The organism is Roseateles sp., assembly GCF_047654785.1.
Lineage (GTDB): Bacteria > Pseudomonadota > Gammaproteobacteria > Burkholderiales > Burkholderiaceae_C > Pelomonas.
Genome location: NZ_JASGKQ010000002.1, coordinates 499,690 through 512,725, shown reverse-complemented (window position 1 = coordinate 512,725; position 13,036 = coordinate 499,690). Strand labels below are relative to the sequence as shown.

Here is a 13,036-nt window from a genome sequence, read left to right as displayed (position 1 = left end):
GCGCGCCGGCTCTCAAGCTCTCAGGCCGCCGGCGGGATGGTGTCGATGAAGCTCTGGCGCTGCGACAGCTTGTCCATGTGCCGCGCCAGGTTCGGGTAGGTCTCGCGCCAGCCGATCTCCGGGAAGCGGAACGCCAGCCAGCCCAGCGCGCAGCCCACCGCGATGTCGGCCAGCGAGAAATGGCTGCCCGAGCACCAGGCCTTCTCGCCCAGGCCCTGGCTCATCGCCGCCAGCGCGGCGTCGACCTTGTCCAGCTGGCGCGCGATCCAGGCGTCGCTGCGCTGCTCCGGCGGGCGCTGCGCCCAGCTGCGTTCCATGCGCACGAGGATGGCGGCGTCGACGAGGCCGTCGGCCAGCGCCTCCCAGGTGCGCACCTCGCAGCGCTCGCGGCCGCGCTCGGGGATGAGCCGGCCCACGGGCGACAGCGTGTCCACGTACTCGACGATGACGCGCGAGTCGAACACCGCGCCGGTGATGGAGTCCTGCCCGTCCATCACCAGGCAGGGCACCTTGCCCAGCGGGTTCATCTTCAGGATGGCGTCGCTGGCCCAGACGTCTTCCAGCACCAGCTGGTAGTCGAGCTTCTTCTCGGCCATCACGATGCGCACCTTGCGCACGTAGGGGCTGGTGAGCGAACCGATCAACTTCATCGCGGGCATAGGGGCAAACGGGGTCGGGAGTCGAAACGATTCTAGCCAGCGCCCCCGGGCGGCCGGCCCGGGCGGCGGGGCTGTCGGGCCGTGCCGACAGGCCCCTGGGAAACAGGGATTGCCAGCGGCGGCGGCGCTGCGCCAAAGTGCCGCCCGCGCCATCGCGCCAGACGGTGGCCGGCATCCGCCTCCCAGGGAGACCCCATGAACGACCTCAGCGCCGCGCCGGCGCCGGTGCCGCCGCGCACCCTCGACATCCGCTTCACCGGCTCCGGCAGCGAGTACTTCCGCATCTGGGCGGTGAACCTGCTGCTCATCCTGTGCACGCTGGGCCTGTACCTGCCGTTCGCCAAGGCGCGGCGCCTGCGCTACTTCTACGCGAACACGCTGGTGGACGGCCAGGCGCTGGGCTTCCACGGCAACCCGCGCAAGATGTTCCGCGGCTTCCTGCTGCTGATCGCGCTGATGGGTGCCTACAGCGCCGCGGGGCAGTTCTCGCCGACGGCGGCCTTCGTCGCCTTCCTGATCCTGTGCGCCGTGTGGCCGGCGCTGTGGCGCGCGTCGCTGCAGTTTCGGCTGGGCAACACCAGCTGGCGCGGCCTGCGCCTGCGCTTCCGCGGCTCGCTGGCCGGCGCCTACCGGGCCTGCGCGCCCAGCTACCTGCCGGCCCTCGCGCTGGTGGGCAGCGCGCCGCTGCTGGACCCGCAGGCCGTCCGGGCCGCCGGCGGGTTCACGCCGGCCGTGGCGCTGTACGCGGCCGGCGCGCTGTGCCTGGTGCTGTTCGCGCCGTGGTCGCTCGCGCTGTTCAAGCGCTACCAGCACAACGGCTATGGCATCGCCGGCCAGCACGGCCGCGTGAAGCTGTCGGTGGCCGAGGTCTACCTGCTGGCGCTGAAGGTCGTCGGCATGTCGCTGCTGCCCCTGGTGCTGCTGGGGCTGATCATGGCGGCGAGCGCGCAGGCCGCGCGCGCGGTGGGCAGCTCGCGCGAGATGGCGGTCGTGCTGGTCGGGGCGGGCGCGGCGCTGGGCTACCTGGTCTATTTCGCCGTCCTCATGCCCTATGGCGCGGCGCGGCTGCAGAACCTGGTGTGGAACGGCACGCGCAGCGAGGCGCTGGCCTTCCGCAGCCGGCTGAAATTCCGCTCGCTGTTCGCGCTGACGCTGAAGAACTGGCTGCTGACGCTGTTGACGCTGGGCCTGTACCGGCCGTTCGCCGCCGTCGCCACCGCGCGGCTGCGGCTGGAGGCGGTCGGCATCGATTGCGCCGACGACCCGCTGGACTGGGTGGCCGCCGCGGGCGCCGGCCACGAGGACGCCACCGGCGATGCGGCAGGCGACTTCTTCGGCATCGACATGGGCCTGTGATGGCAGCCGGACCGCGCCTGGCCGCAGACTGGTTCGATGGCCGGCAGGCCCGCGCGCGGCCGGTCGAGGTGTGGCTGGACGGCGGCACGCTGCACTACGGCGAGCACCGCGTGCCGCTCGCCGGCCTGGGCTGGCCGGAGCGCCAGCGGCACGGCCAGCGCCAGATCCTGCTGCCCGGCGGCGGGCTGCTGAGCTTTGCCGACGCGGGCGCGTTCGATGCCTGGGCGCGCGCCTCGGGGCGGGGCGACAGCATGGTCGTGCGCTGGCAGCAGAGCTGGCGGCTGGCCGGGCTGTCGCTGCTGCTGCTGGTGGCCGGTCTGGCCGGGGCCTACTGCTGGGGGCTGCCCTGGGCCGTGGACCGCGCGGTGGACGTGCTGCCGCCGACCGCCGAGCAGCGCCTCGGCGAGCAGCTGCTGCGCAGCCTGGACGGCGACTGGCTGCGCCCGACCCGGCTCGACGACGCGCAGCAGCGGCTCTGGCGCGGCCGCTGGCAGCGGATGCTGGCGCAGGCGCGCGCGGCCGGCGGGCCGGCGCTGCCCGGGCGCTTCGAGATCCATTTCCGCGCCGGCGCGAAGGCGCTGGGGCCGAACGCCTTCGCGCTGCCGGGCGGCGACGTGGTGATCACCGACGAGCTGTTGGCGCTGCTGGCCGACGAGCCCGACGCGGCGCTGACCGTGCTGGCCCACGAGCTCGGCCATGTGCAGCACCGCCACGGCCTGCGGCTGCTGCTGCGGGCCGGCGCGGTAGGGGTCGTCACGTCGGTCCTGCTGGGCGACTTCTCCAGCCTGCTGGCCGCGGCCCCCGCGCTGCTGGCGACCAACGCCTACTCGCGCGACAACGAGCGCGAGGCCGACGCCTACGGCCGCGCGCTGGCCCGGGCCGGCGGCGCGGACACGGCGCGCATGGCGGTGTTCTTCGAACGCGTCCGCAAGCGGCAGGCCGACGCGGCGGGCGAGCATCCGCTGGCCATCGCGGTCGCCACGCATCCGGCGGACGCCGAGCGGGTGCGCTTCTTCAGCGAACCGTGAAACCTAGAATCGCGGGTTTTCCACGACCCGCCGGCCCGCCATGACCACGACCGACCTCTGCGCCATCAGCGCCCTCTCGCCGCTGGACGGCCGCTACGCCGCCAAGGTCGCGCAGCTCCGCCCGCTGCTGTCCGAGTACGGGCTGATGCACCGCCGCGTGCAGGTCGAGGTGGAGTGGTTCATCGCGCTGTCGGACGCGGGCTTCAAGGAGTTCAAGCCGCTGTCCTCCGCCGCGCGCGCGCGCCTGCGCCGGCTCGTGAAGAAGTTCAGCGAGGCCGACGCGGAAGACATCAAGGCCATCGAGCGCACGACCAACCACGACGTGAAGGCCGTCGAGTACTGGATCAAGCGCAGCTTCGAGGGCCACCCCGAGCTGCTCGCCGCCAGCGAGTTCGTCCACTTCGCCTGCACCAGCGAGGACATCAACAACACCAGCCATGCGCTGATGCTGAAGGCCGCGCGCGACGAGGTGATGCTGCCGGCGCTGGACGGCATCGTCGCGACGCTGCGCAGGATGGCCCACCAGTTCGCCGCCACGCCGATGCTGAGCCGCACGCACGGCCAGACGGCCAGCCCCACGACGGTGGGCAAGGAGATCGCCAACGTCGTCGCGCGGCTGCAGGCGGCGCGCGCGCGCATCGCCGCCGTCAAGCCGCTGGCCAAGATGAACGGCGCGGTCGGCAACTTCAACGCGCATCTGTCCGCCTGGCCCCGGCACGACTGGGAGGCCTTCTCGAAGCAGGTCATCGAGAAGCAGCTCAAGCTGACGTTCAACCCCTACACGATCCAGATCGAGCCGCACGACTACATGGCCGAGCTGTTCGACGCCTTCACGCGCGCCAACACCATCCTGATCGACTGGTCGCGCGACGTCTGGGGCTACATCTCGCTGGGTTATTTCAAGCAGAAGACCCGGGCCGGCGAGATCGGCAGCTCGACGATGCCGCACAAGGTCAACCCGATCGACTTCGAGAACGCCGAGGGCAACTTCGGCCTGGCCAGCGCGGTGCTGACGCACCTCTCGCAGAAGCTGCCCGTCAGCCGCTGGCAGCGCGACCTGACCGACTCCACCGTGCTGCGCAACATGGGCGTGGGCCTGGGCTATGCGCTGCTGGGCTACGACTCGCTGGCCAAGGGCCTCGGCAAGCTGGAGGTGAACGAGGCCGCGCTGGCCGACGACCTCGACGCCGCCTGGGAGGTGCTGGCCGAGCCCATCCAGACCGTGATGCGCCGCTTCGGCCTGCCCAACCCCTACGAGCAGCTCAAGGAGCTGACGCGGGGCAAGGCCATCACGCAGGAGTCCCTCCGCGCCTTCATCGAGGGCCTGGAACTGCCCAAGGCCGAGAAGGCCCGGCTGCTCAAGCTCACGCCGGGCAGCTACACCGGCCTGGCGCAGGAGCTCGCCAAACGAGTCTGACCGGGCGCTTCGGAGCGAAGCCGCGCGAAGGCGGCGTCCAGCGGTGTGAATTCACGCCGCAGCAGGCGCCCGGCGCCCAGGCGGGGCGGGGGTCAAGACAATAGCCGGTCTCCCCGATCCGCCCTGCCGGCGCCCGCCGGCTCCCGCCCACCGAGCCTGCATGAGCCCCGCGCCAGACCCCAGTGACCCGCCCGCGCTCCGCCAGGCGCTGCGCGAGCTGGACGTCATCATGGCCAACGCCGGCGTTGGCATCGTGTTCGTGAAGGCGCGCCGGCTGGTGCGCTGCAACCAGCGCTACGCGGACATCTACGGCCTCGGCAGCCCCGAGGCCGCCGTCGGCCGCAGCACGCTGGACCTCTACATCAGCCAGGAAGACGCCCGCAGCCTGGGCGCGCGGGCCTACCCGGCGCTGGCCGCCGGCGAGACCTTCCGCTGCGAGCAGCTGATGCGCCGCCTGGACGGCGTGCCGTTCTGGGCGCACCTGACCGGCCGCCTGATCAACCCCGAGGACCCGGCCGACGGCTCGATCTGGATCGCCGACGACGTCGGCGAGCGCCGGCTGGCCGACGCCGCGCTGGCCGAGCTGCACGCCGAGCAGCAGCTCATCTTCGACCACGCGATGGTCGGCATCGTCTTCCTGCGCGACCGCCGCGTGACGCGCTGCAACCGCGCCTTCGAGCAGCTGTTCGGCTACGCGCCCGGCGAGCTGGACGGCCAGCTCTCGCGCGCCTGGTACCTGAGCGACGCGGACTGGCAGGCCGCCGGCGACGCCTGCTACGCGCCGCTGGCGCGCGGCGACGCCTTCCATGCCGAGATGGTGCTGCGCCGCAAGGACGGCAGCGCCCTCTGGTGCGAGGTGCGCAGCAAGGCCATCGTGCGCGGCGACCTGTCGTGCGGCTCCATCTGGATCACGCAGGACATCAGCGCCCGCAAGCAGGCCGAGCAGGCGCTGGTGCAGGCCAAGGCGCAGCTGGAGGCGCGCGCCGAGCGGCTGGCGCTGTTCGACGGCCTGACCGGCCTGCCCAACCGCCACCTGCTGGCCGACCGCGCCAGCCAGGCGCTGGACATCGCGCGCCGCTGCGACGAGCCGCTGGCCGTGCTGTTCCTGGACCTGGACCACTTCAAGAACGTCAACGACACGCTGGGCCACCGCGCCGGGGACGCGCTGCTGGCGCAGCTCGCCGGGCGGCTGCGCGGCGCCGTGCGCGAGCAGGACACCGTGGCCCGCATGGGCGGCGACGAATTCGTGCTGGTGCTGCCGCTGACCGACGTGGCCGGCGCCGCCCACCTCGCCACCAAGCTGATGGCGCTGGCCGGCGCGCCCTTCCAGGTCGAGGGGCAGGAGCTGACCGTCACGCCGTCGCTGGGCATCGCGATGTTCCCGACCGACGGCGACGACTTCGACACGCTGTGCAAATGCGCCGACGCGGCCATGTACCGCGCCAAGAAGGACGGCCGCAACGCCTACCGCTTCTTCACGAGCGAGATGCAGGCCCAGTCCGCCCGCATGCTGCGGCTGGAGAACGCGCTGCGCCGCGCGCTGGAGCGCGGCCAGCTCAGCCTGCACTACCAGCCGCAGCTCGCCCTCGACGCCCAGGGCGGCGCGGCCCGCATCGTCGGCGCCGAGGCGCTGCTGCGCTGGCAGCACCCGGAGCTGGGCTGGGTGTCGCCGGCCGAGTTCATCCCGGTGGCCGAGAGCAGCGGCCTGATCCTGCCGATCGGCGAATGGGTGCTGACCGAGGCGCTCTCCCAACTGCGCCGCTGGGACGACGCCGGGCTGCCCGCGCTGACGCTGGCGGTGAACCTGTCGGCCGTGCAGTTCCGCCACCGCGACCTGCCGGCGCTGGTGGCGCGCGTGCTGGCCGACACCGGCATGCCCGCCGCCCGCCTGGAACTGGAGCTGACCGAAGGCGCCGCGATGGACGACCCGGCCGCGGCCATCGCGACGATGAACGAGCTGCATGCGCGCGGCGTGCGGCTGGCCATCGACGACTTCGGCACCGGCTACTCGTCGCTCAGCCACCTGAAGAAGTTCCGCGTCAGCAAGCTCAAGATCGACCAGTCCTTCGTGCGCGACCTGACCGACGACGCCGAGGACCGCGCCATCGTCGACGCCGTCATCCGCATGGCCGCTGCGCTGGGCCTGGAGACCATCGCCGAGGGCGTGGAGACCGAGGGCCAGCTGGACTTCCTGCGCCGCCAGGGCTGCCGGGCGGTGCAGGGCTACCTGTTCAGCCGGCCGCTGCCGGCCGAGGCGTTCGCCGGCTTCGTGCGCGCCCGCGCGCCGGCCCCGACCGCCGACAATCCCGCCCCATGACCTTCCTCGCCCAGCTCCAAGCCCGCTCCGACACCCGGCTCTGCGTCGGCCTCGACCCCGAACCCGCGCGGCTGCCCGGCGCCTGGGCGGGCGACGCCTCGCGCATCTTCGACTTCTGCGCCGCCATCGTCGACGCCACGCACGACCTCGCCTGCGCCTTCAAGCCGCAGATCGCCTACTTCGCCGCGCACCGCGCCGAGGACCAGCTCGAACGCCTGATCGCCCACATCCACGCCGTGGCGCCGGGCGTGCCGGTCATCCTCGACGCCAAGCGCGGCGACATCGGCTCCACCGCCGAGCAGTACGCCCGCGAGGCCTTCGTGCGCTACCAGGCCGACGCGGTGACGCTGTCGCCCTTCATGGGCCTGGACTCCATCGAGCCCTACCTCGCCTACGAGGGCAAGGGCGCCATCCTGCTGTGCCGCACCTCCAACAAGGGCGGCGACGACTGGCAGATGCGGCGACTGGCCGACGTGCCCGGCCAGCCGCGGCTGTTCGAGCACCTGGCGCACCTGGCCGAGACGCAGTGGAACCGCAACGGCCAGCTCGGCCTGGTGGTGGGCGCCACCTATCCGGAAGAGATCGCCCGCGTGCGCGCGCTGGCGCCCACGCTGCCGCTGCTGGTGCCCGGCGTGGGCGCGCAGGGCGGCGACGCGGCGGCCGTGGTGGACGCGGCGGGCCGCAGCGCGCCGCTGGTGGTCAGCTCGTCGCGCGCCATCCTGTATGCCAGCAGCGGCGCCGACTTCGCCGAACGCGCCCGTGCCGTGGCGCAGGCCACACGGACGGCGCTGCTCTGAGCCGACCTGAGCCGGGATGCTGCGCGGCGGGTTTCTACCTTGCGCCCCTCAGCGCCCGCCAGTCGATCACCTCGGAAGCCGGCACGCACTGCGGCATCACCGCCGCTGAGGCCGCACCCTCCGCCACGGCGCACGATGCGAACCAGGTGTCGCCCGTCGGGTTGCGGAACTCGCGCAGGCGGTCCGCCACGTAGCGTGCGGCCGCCACGTCGCCGGTGGCTTCCAGCGAGCGCGACCAGTGCATCAGCAGCCGCGCGTCGATGAGGCTGAACGCCGTGCGCCGCGCCGCGGCCAGCGCCTCGGGGCCGGGGGGCAGGCTGGTGGCGGCGGCGTAGTCGGCGTGGTGGCTGAACAGCGGCGAGCGCTGCCCCGCCGCGATGCGCGCCGGCAGCGGCGCGGCGTCGTGGCCGGGGGCGTAGATGACGACGATGCGGTGGTAGTCCCACAGCGCGAACGCGCTGCCGGCAACCAGCAGGCCGCCCAGCAGCCGCCACGGCCAGGCCGGCGCGGGCGGCCGTTCCGCCGCGGACCGGCCTGCGGCCTCGGCCGGCAGCGCCAGCCCCAGCGCGAAGCACGCGGGCAGCAGGAAATAGGCGTACCACAGCGGGTACTCCAGCAGGCTGTGCAGGCCGATGGTCAGCACCAGCATCAGCGCGGCGCGGCGCAGCGGCGCGTCGCCGCCCGCAGGCAGCGCGCCGCGCCAGGCCCGCCACAGCGCCCACGCCAGCAGCGCCAGCACCGCGCCGGCTCCCGGCAGGCCCAGCTCCACGGCCAGCTGCGCGGGCAGGTTGTGCGTGTGGTCGAAGAACGCGATGGGGCGGGTGGGGAAGGGCGTCAGGCTCCATGCGAAATTGAACTCGCCCCAGCCCACGCCCAGCAGCGGGTGCGCCAGCGTCAGCGCCCAGGCGTCGCGCAGGATGGCCAGCCGCGACGGCGAGCCCGCGCCCTCCGACAGGCGCGACGCCGCGCCGAACGCATGGCCGCCGTCGGCCCACAGCGACATCAGCCACCAGCTCAGGCCCAGCATCACCGGCGTGGCCAGCAGCGCCAGCCGCGCGCTGCGCGACAGCGTGCGGTCCACCAGCCCCCACACGGCCAGCATGGCAATGCCGATGAAGCCGGTGCGCGACGCGCTCATGACCACCGTGAACACGAACGCGAACAGCAGCGGCGCCAGCAGCGCGCGCCGGCCCTGCCGCTCGGTGAGGAAGACCGCGGCCACGGCCGACCACATCATCAGGCTGGCGAGGTGGTTGGGCTGGCGAAGGTTGCCCACGGCGCGGCCGGCGATGCCCGAGCGGGCGATCAGCCCGCCGCCGGCCAGGTCCGGCGCGAACACCTGCACCAGGCCGATGGCGACGCTGCACAGGCCGCCGGCCAGCAGGCCCCAGCACAGCGCCTCGGCCGCCCGGGCGCGCGCGTCGCGCGACAGGCCCTGCGCCAGCAGCAGCGCCGCCAGCCCGGCGCCGATCACGGCCGTGGCGTTCAGGCCCAGCGACAGTGGCAGCGCCCGCCAGGCCACCGACGTCATCGGCGCGGCGAGCAGCAGCGCCAGCGCGAGCGCGGCGGGGCTGCGCAGGCCGCCGCGCCAGCCCGGCGCAGCGCGCGCCCACAGCAGCAGCGCCAGGCCCCAGCCGGCGAGGGCCAGCAACTGGTTGTAGAGCGTGGCGGCGGGGGTCTGGTTGAAGGCCAGCAGCGGCGGCAGGGCGGCCGCGGCGGCGATGACGGCCATCGGGCCGGGCGGCGCGGTGTCGGCCGGGAGGGAGGGCTGGGTGGGCATGGGCGCGGATGATGGCATGGCGCGGCCGCCCGGCCGACGCTTCAAAACCAGCCGTCGCGCCAGAAGCGTGGCCGAGGCCTTTGCTCGGCTTCCGTCGTGGGACTCGATGCCGACATGCGTGGCGGGTCTTGATGCCATTGGCGCCATGCCTGCATGCACAGCATGGCCTGCAATGCCACCAGCAGCGCAACGCCCAGGCGGTGCGGGCCTGGCCTGCGCATTCGCTGTGAAGACGGCAGGGAACCCAGCAGCAGGCCGTAGACGACGGCGATCCACACTTGGGACACAGGCATCACGAAGTTGCCGGAGAACGCGGCATCGACCAGCGCCGCCAGCACGGCGGCGCCCAGTGCTGCCGTCATGGGCGGTGCGTTGGCGGGCGATTGGCGCAGCACGGTCGATGCCCGCCACAGTGGCAGCACGAGCAGCGGCAGCAGCAACAGCAGCGCCGGGAGCCCGAATTCGGCCGCCCACTGCAGATAGAAGTTGTGCGGGTGGGCCCCCTTGGGATGCGTCAACGCTGCGAAATGCATGGGGCCCGCGCCGAGCCATGGATGTGCATGGATCAGCTCGGCCGCTGCCGCCAGCAACTGGTCCCGCGAATGGGCGCTGCCGAGTTCCTGTGCGCTGGCGAACTGGCCGGTCCAAACGCGCCCGAGCACGGCCGGCAGCGCCATGAACAAGGCGGCATGGATGGCCGCGCCCCCCACCGCGCACAGCAGCAGCCTGCGCCAGAGCGACGCCGCGCCGACCCAGGCGAGCCATGGCACCGCGATGGCGAGGGCGAGCAGGCTCGCGCGGGCCAGGTCCATGAACAGCCACGCGAAATGCAGGCTCACCATGGCCAAGGCCGCACGGCGCTGCAGCCGGCTGGGCGCCACGACGGACCAGCCCAGCAGCACCGGAACCGCGACGGTCTGCACGTGGTTGAAAAATCGCGGGTTGTCGAAGCCGAGGTGCAGAAGCCTGGCGTCCAGAGGGGAATTGCCCGCCAGCGCGGCAACATAGACGCCGGTGAGCAGCGCCAGGTGGGCGCCGCTGCCAGCCAGCAGGCTTGCATAGGCCCAGGCAGGCGCGCCTGCGCTTGCGGCCCGGCCGATTTGCAAGGCCAAGCCGGCCAGTCCTGCCATCAGCGCGAATTCCTGCGCCGAGGCCGCACGATGCGGCGAGGCGAGGACGGCCAGCACCGACAAGGCCAAGCCGCCGGAGGCACTGCCTCTGAGCCAGCCCGGCAACGGCAGCTCGCCAGATCCACGGCCCGGCAGCGCGAGCAGGGCGGCGACCGCCAGCAGGACCACCTGAAGCAGCCGGCTCGCATCGTGGGCTGACGCGGCGGCAGGCGGCACCAGCGGCACCAGGGCCAGGTAGGCCACGGCGATGGCAAGTACGGCCGTTGCCGCCAGTGGGGCCGGGGCGCATCTCATGGCGATGCCCTGATGGAGAGGGGAAACGAAGAAAGGGCCCGAAGGCCCTTTCAGGTGATGCCGGCCAAGTGTCCGGCGCGTGAGATTACGAACTCGTGTTCGTCTTTTCCAGGGCCGACTTGACAGCATCTGGGAGGGCTGTGACCGCCACGACCCAATTGATACGTGCCGCTTGGGGGTTGGGCGTCAGCTCGATTTTTCCTTCTGCGGTGTTACCGATCGCGCCGATGGGCACGGTGGCGGTGATCTTGCCGTCGGCAACGGTAACCGCGCTCAGCAGCGGCGTGGCCGTCCAGGTCGGGATGCCGTCATAACCGGTGTCGCAGTTCGTGGCGACGCCGCCTTCGTTCTGGATGCAGATGGCCACACCCTTCTTGTAGGTGTCGATGCTGGCGATGGCCGAGGCACCCTTGGACTTGTTCGTGTAGTCGCGGTACTGCGGAATCGCCACCGCGGCCAGAATGCCGATGATCGCCACGACGATCATCAGTTCGATCAGGGTGAAGCCGCGTTGGGCGCGTTGCTTGAGTTGCATGTCGGTACTCCAGGTAGTGAGGGGAGGGAGGGCAGCCCCATTGAACGCAGGGGGCGTGCCAGCCGCCCCAGGCCGCCGGCGCGTGCGAAAGCGCACGGATCGCGCCCCTGGCGCCGCCGGGATGACAAGAAACGTCACTTCGGGGTGACGCTTTGCGTCACCGCCCGGGCTCGGGCCAGAAAACGTCAGGGGCAGACATGCCGCTCCAGCGCCAGGGCGCCGGTCGAGCCTTCGGCCCGGGAGCTGGCCTGGCGCCCGGGCCGGCTTACCATTGGCGGCCGATTCCTGCGGAGCAGTTCCATGACGCACGTTCTCGAAGTCGCATTGACGGAAGTCGCCAAGTTGCCGCCTGCGGAGCAGGAGGTGCTGGCGACGCTGCTCCTGGACGAGATCAAGTCGGAGCAGCGGTGGGCGGCGTCATTGGCCGCCTCCCCGGCCGCCCTGGCATCGCTGGCCGATGAGGCGTTGGCCGAGTTCAGGTCGGGCCAGTGCCGGCCGCTTGACGAGTTGCCTTGAAGTCCGTCACGACCGAGCGTTTCCGCCGCTTGTATGCGGCGGCCGGCCTTCAGCGGCAGGCGCAGATCAAGCGGTCGTACGGGTTGTGGCGCGACAACCCGGCCCATCCGTCGATCCGGTTCAAGAAGGTTCACGACACCAGGCCGATCTATTCCGCCAGGGTGGACTTGGACTGGCGGGCGCTCGGCATCCTGGATGGCGACACCATCGTCTGGTTCTGGGTCGGCCCTCACGACGCGTATGACGCGCTGGTGAAGCGCCTGTGAGCGGGCGCTTGGGCGGGGCCGGGTCGTGTCAGAACGCCATGCCCTGCCCCGCCTCCAGCGCGGTGATGCGGTGCGGGCTGCCCAGCGCCCGCACGCCCTGCATGACGGCCTCGACCTCGCCGGGCTTGATGTGGGTGATGCGCACGTCCACGCTGCCGGCCAGGTGCGCCAGTTCGCGGCCGAGGTCGGCGGGATGCAGGTGCTGGCTGATGTGGGCGAGTTCGGCCTCGTCGTCGCTGAAGGCGGTTTCGATGACGAGGTGGGACAGGCGCAGCCCGGCCAGCCGGCGCCACAGCGCCGGGTTGGGGCCGGTGTCGCCGGTGTAGACCCAGTGGGCGTGGCCCGCCGCGGCGCCGCCGTCGACGGCGAAGCCGACGGCCGGCACGGTGTGCACGGCGGGCAGCACCTCGACGACGCGGCCGCGCGTCAGGTCCAGGCGGTCGCCGGTCTGGAAGGGGTGCAGGCTCAGCACCGGGTGCTCGCGGGTGGGCAGCCGGGTGAAGTCGGGCCAGATGGCGCCGTTGAAGATGTGCTCGCGCAGCGTGGCGAGCGTCTCGGGCAGCGCGTGGACCTGGATGGGCGGCCGGGCGGCGGCGCGGCGCAGGCGCAGCACGGCGTCGGCCAGCAGCGGGATGCCCAGCACGTGGTCCAGGTGCGAGTGCGAGAGCAGGATGTGGTCGATGGCCGCGAGGGCGTCCAGCGGCAGGTCGCCCACGCCGGTGCCGGCGTCGATGAGGACATCGTCGTCGAGCAGGAAGGCGGTGGTCTTGTAGCCGGCGGCGATGGCGCCGGAGCAGCCCAGGACGCGGATGTTCATGCGGTGCGTGGCTCGGATTCGGGTGCCGCGCGGCGGGCGAGGCTGAGCCAGGAATGTACGCAGCGGCCCGGCTCAACGGATGGTCGGATTACCGGGTTGGGGGCTTTGCGTCCGTGAGGAAATC

Annotated in this window: 12 protein-coding genes; 7 read left to right on the top strand and 5 right to left on the bottom strand. The window is 72.4% G+C overall.

The features are described 5' to 3' along the window. Nucleotides 1–20: 20 nt before the first annotated feature. Complete coding sequence (locus QM788_RS06820; RefSeq protein ID WP_415660728.1) at nucleotides 21–650, bottom strand: glutathione S-transferase family protein; 630 nt, start codon at nucleotides 648–650, stop codon at nucleotides 21–23. A 204-nt stretch (nucleotides 651–854) separates the two neighbouring features. Between QM788_RS06820 and QM788_RS06815 the strand changes: the two genes are divergently transcribed. From QM788_RS06815 to pyrF, 5 genes are all read left to right on the top strand, one after another. Then, complete coding sequence (locus QM788_RS06815; RefSeq protein WP_415660727.1) at nucleotides 855–2,015, top strand: YjgN family protein; 1,161 nt, start codon at nucleotides 855–857, stop codon at nucleotides 2,013–2,015. Next, complete coding sequence (locus QM788_RS06810) at nucleotides 2,015–3,043, top strand: M48 family metallopeptidase (RefSeq protein WP_415660726.1); 1,029 nt, start codon at nucleotides 2,015–2,017, stop codon at nucleotides 3,041–3,043. The genes QM788_RS06815 and QM788_RS06810 overlap by 1 nt, the downstream gene beginning before the upstream one ends. Nucleotides 3,044–3,083: 40 nt before the next feature. After that, a complete protein-coding gene (gene purB, locus QM788_RS06805) occupies nucleotides 3,084–4,460 on the top strand; it encodes an adenylosuccinate lyase (protein ID WP_415660725.1) in 1,377 nt (458 codons plus the stop codon). 160 nt (nucleotides 4,461–4,620) lie between these two features. Next, the gene (locus tag QM788_RS06800) at nucleotides 4,621–6,777 is read left to right on the top strand and encodes a putative bifunctional diguanylate cyclase/phosphodiesterase (RefSeq protein WP_415660724.1); all 2,157 of its coding nucleotides are present in this window, start codon (nucleotides 4,621–4,623) and stop codon (nucleotides 6,775–6,777) included. Further along, the gene (gene pyrF, locus QM788_RS06795) at nucleotides 6,774–7,574 is read left to right on the top strand and encodes an orotidine-5'-phosphate decarboxylase (protein WP_415660723.1); all 801 of its coding nucleotides are present in this window, start codon (nucleotides 6,774–6,776) and stop codon (nucleotides 7,572–7,574) included. Before QM788_RS06800 ends, pyrF begins: the two co-directional genes overlap by 4 nt. Nucleotides 7,575–7,608: 34 nt before the next feature. Here the strand turns inward: pyrF and QM788_RS06790 are convergent, their stop codons facing one another. The 3 genes from QM788_RS06790 to QM788_RS06780 form a co-directional block, all read right to left on the bottom strand. Next, on the bottom strand, nucleotides 7,609–9,354 hold the full coding sequence (locus QM788_RS06790) for a Wzy polymerase domain-containing protein (RefSeq protein ID WP_415660722.1): 1,746 nt from the start codon (nucleotides 9,352–9,354) through the stop codon (nucleotides 7,609–7,611). 41 nt (nucleotides 9,355–9,395) lie between these two features. Beyond that, nucleotides 9,396–10,727, bottom strand: a complete 1,332-nt coding sequence (locus QM788_RS06785; protein ID WP_415660721.1) for an O-antigen ligase family protein — start codon at nucleotides 10,725–10,727, stop codon at nucleotides 9,396–9,398. Between the two features lie 136 nt (nucleotides 10,728–10,863). Beyond that, nucleotides 10,864–11,313 (bottom strand): pilin, encoded by a 450-nt coding sequence (locus tag QM788_RS06780; RefSeq protein ID WP_415660720.1) that lies wholly within the window; start codon nucleotides 11,311–11,313, stop codon nucleotides 10,864–10,866. Nucleotides 11,314–11,613: 300 nt separating this feature from the next. Here QM788_RS06780 and QM788_RS06775 point away from each other — a divergent pair, with 300 nt between their 5' ends. Beyond that, nucleotides 11,614–11,829, top strand: coding sequence for a hypothetical protein (locus QM788_RS06775; RefSeq protein WP_415660719.1), 216 nt, complete (start codon nucleotides 11,614–11,616; stop codon nucleotides 11,827–11,829). Continuing rightward, a complete protein-coding gene (locus QM788_RS06770; RefSeq protein WP_415660718.1) occupies nucleotides 11,826–12,095 on the top strand; it encodes a hypothetical protein in 270 nt (89 codons plus the stop codon). Before QM788_RS06775 ends, QM788_RS06770 begins: the two co-directional genes overlap by 4 nt. 28 nt (nucleotides 12,096–12,123) lie before the next feature. On the opposite strand, the gene QM788_RS06765 is transcribed toward QM788_RS06770, so the two are convergent. Continuing rightward, the gene (locus QM788_RS06765; RefSeq protein WP_415660717.1) at nucleotides 12,124–12,912 is read right to left on the bottom strand and encodes an MBL fold metallo-hydrolase; all 789 of its coding nucleotides are present in this window, start codon (nucleotides 12,910–12,912) and stop codon (nucleotides 12,124–12,126) included. Nucleotides 12,913–13,036: the final 124 nt, after the last annotated feature.

Excerpts from the sequence above, each read along its gene's own strand:
- QM788_RS06820 (WP_415660728.1), bottom strand. The coding sequence starts at position 650 with ATGAAGTTGATCGGTTCGCTCACCAGCCCCTACGTGCGCAAGGTGCGC.
- QM788_RS06815 (WP_415660727.1), top strand. The coding sequence starts at position 855 with ATGAACGACCTCAGCGCCGCGCCGGCGCCGGTGCCGCCGCGCACCCTC.
- QM788_RS06810 (WP_415660726.1), top strand. The coding sequence starts at position 2,015 with ATGGCAGCCGGACCGCGCCTGGCCGCAGACTGGTTCGATGGCCGGCAG.
- purB (WP_415660725.1), top strand. The coding sequence starts at position 3,084 with ATGACCACGACCGACCTCTGCGCCATCAGCGCCCTCTCGCCGCTGGAC.
- QM788_RS06800 (WP_415660724.1), top strand. The coding sequence starts at position 4,621 with ATGAGCCCCGCGCCAGACCCCAGTGACCCGCCCGCGCTCCGCCAGGCG.
- pyrF (WP_415660723.1), top strand. The coding sequence starts at position 6,774 with ATGACCTTCCTCGCCCAGCTCCAAGCCCGCTCCGACACCCGGCTCTGC.
- QM788_RS06790 (WP_415660722.1), bottom strand. The coding sequence starts at position 9,354 with ATGCCCACCCAGCCCTCCCTCCCGGCCGACACCGCGCCGCCCGGCCCG.
- QM788_RS06780 (WP_415660720.1), bottom strand. The coding sequence starts at position 11,313 with ATGCAACTCAAGCAACGCGCCCAACGCGGCTTCACCCTGATCGAACTG.
- QM788_RS06775 (WP_415660719.1), top strand. The coding sequence starts at position 11,614 with ATGACGCACGTTCTCGAAGTCGCATTGACGGAAGTCGCCAAGTTGCCG.
- QM788_RS06765 (WP_415660717.1), bottom strand. The coding sequence starts at position 12,912 with ATGAACATCCGCGTCCTGGGCTGCTCCGGCGCCATCGCCGCCGGCTAC.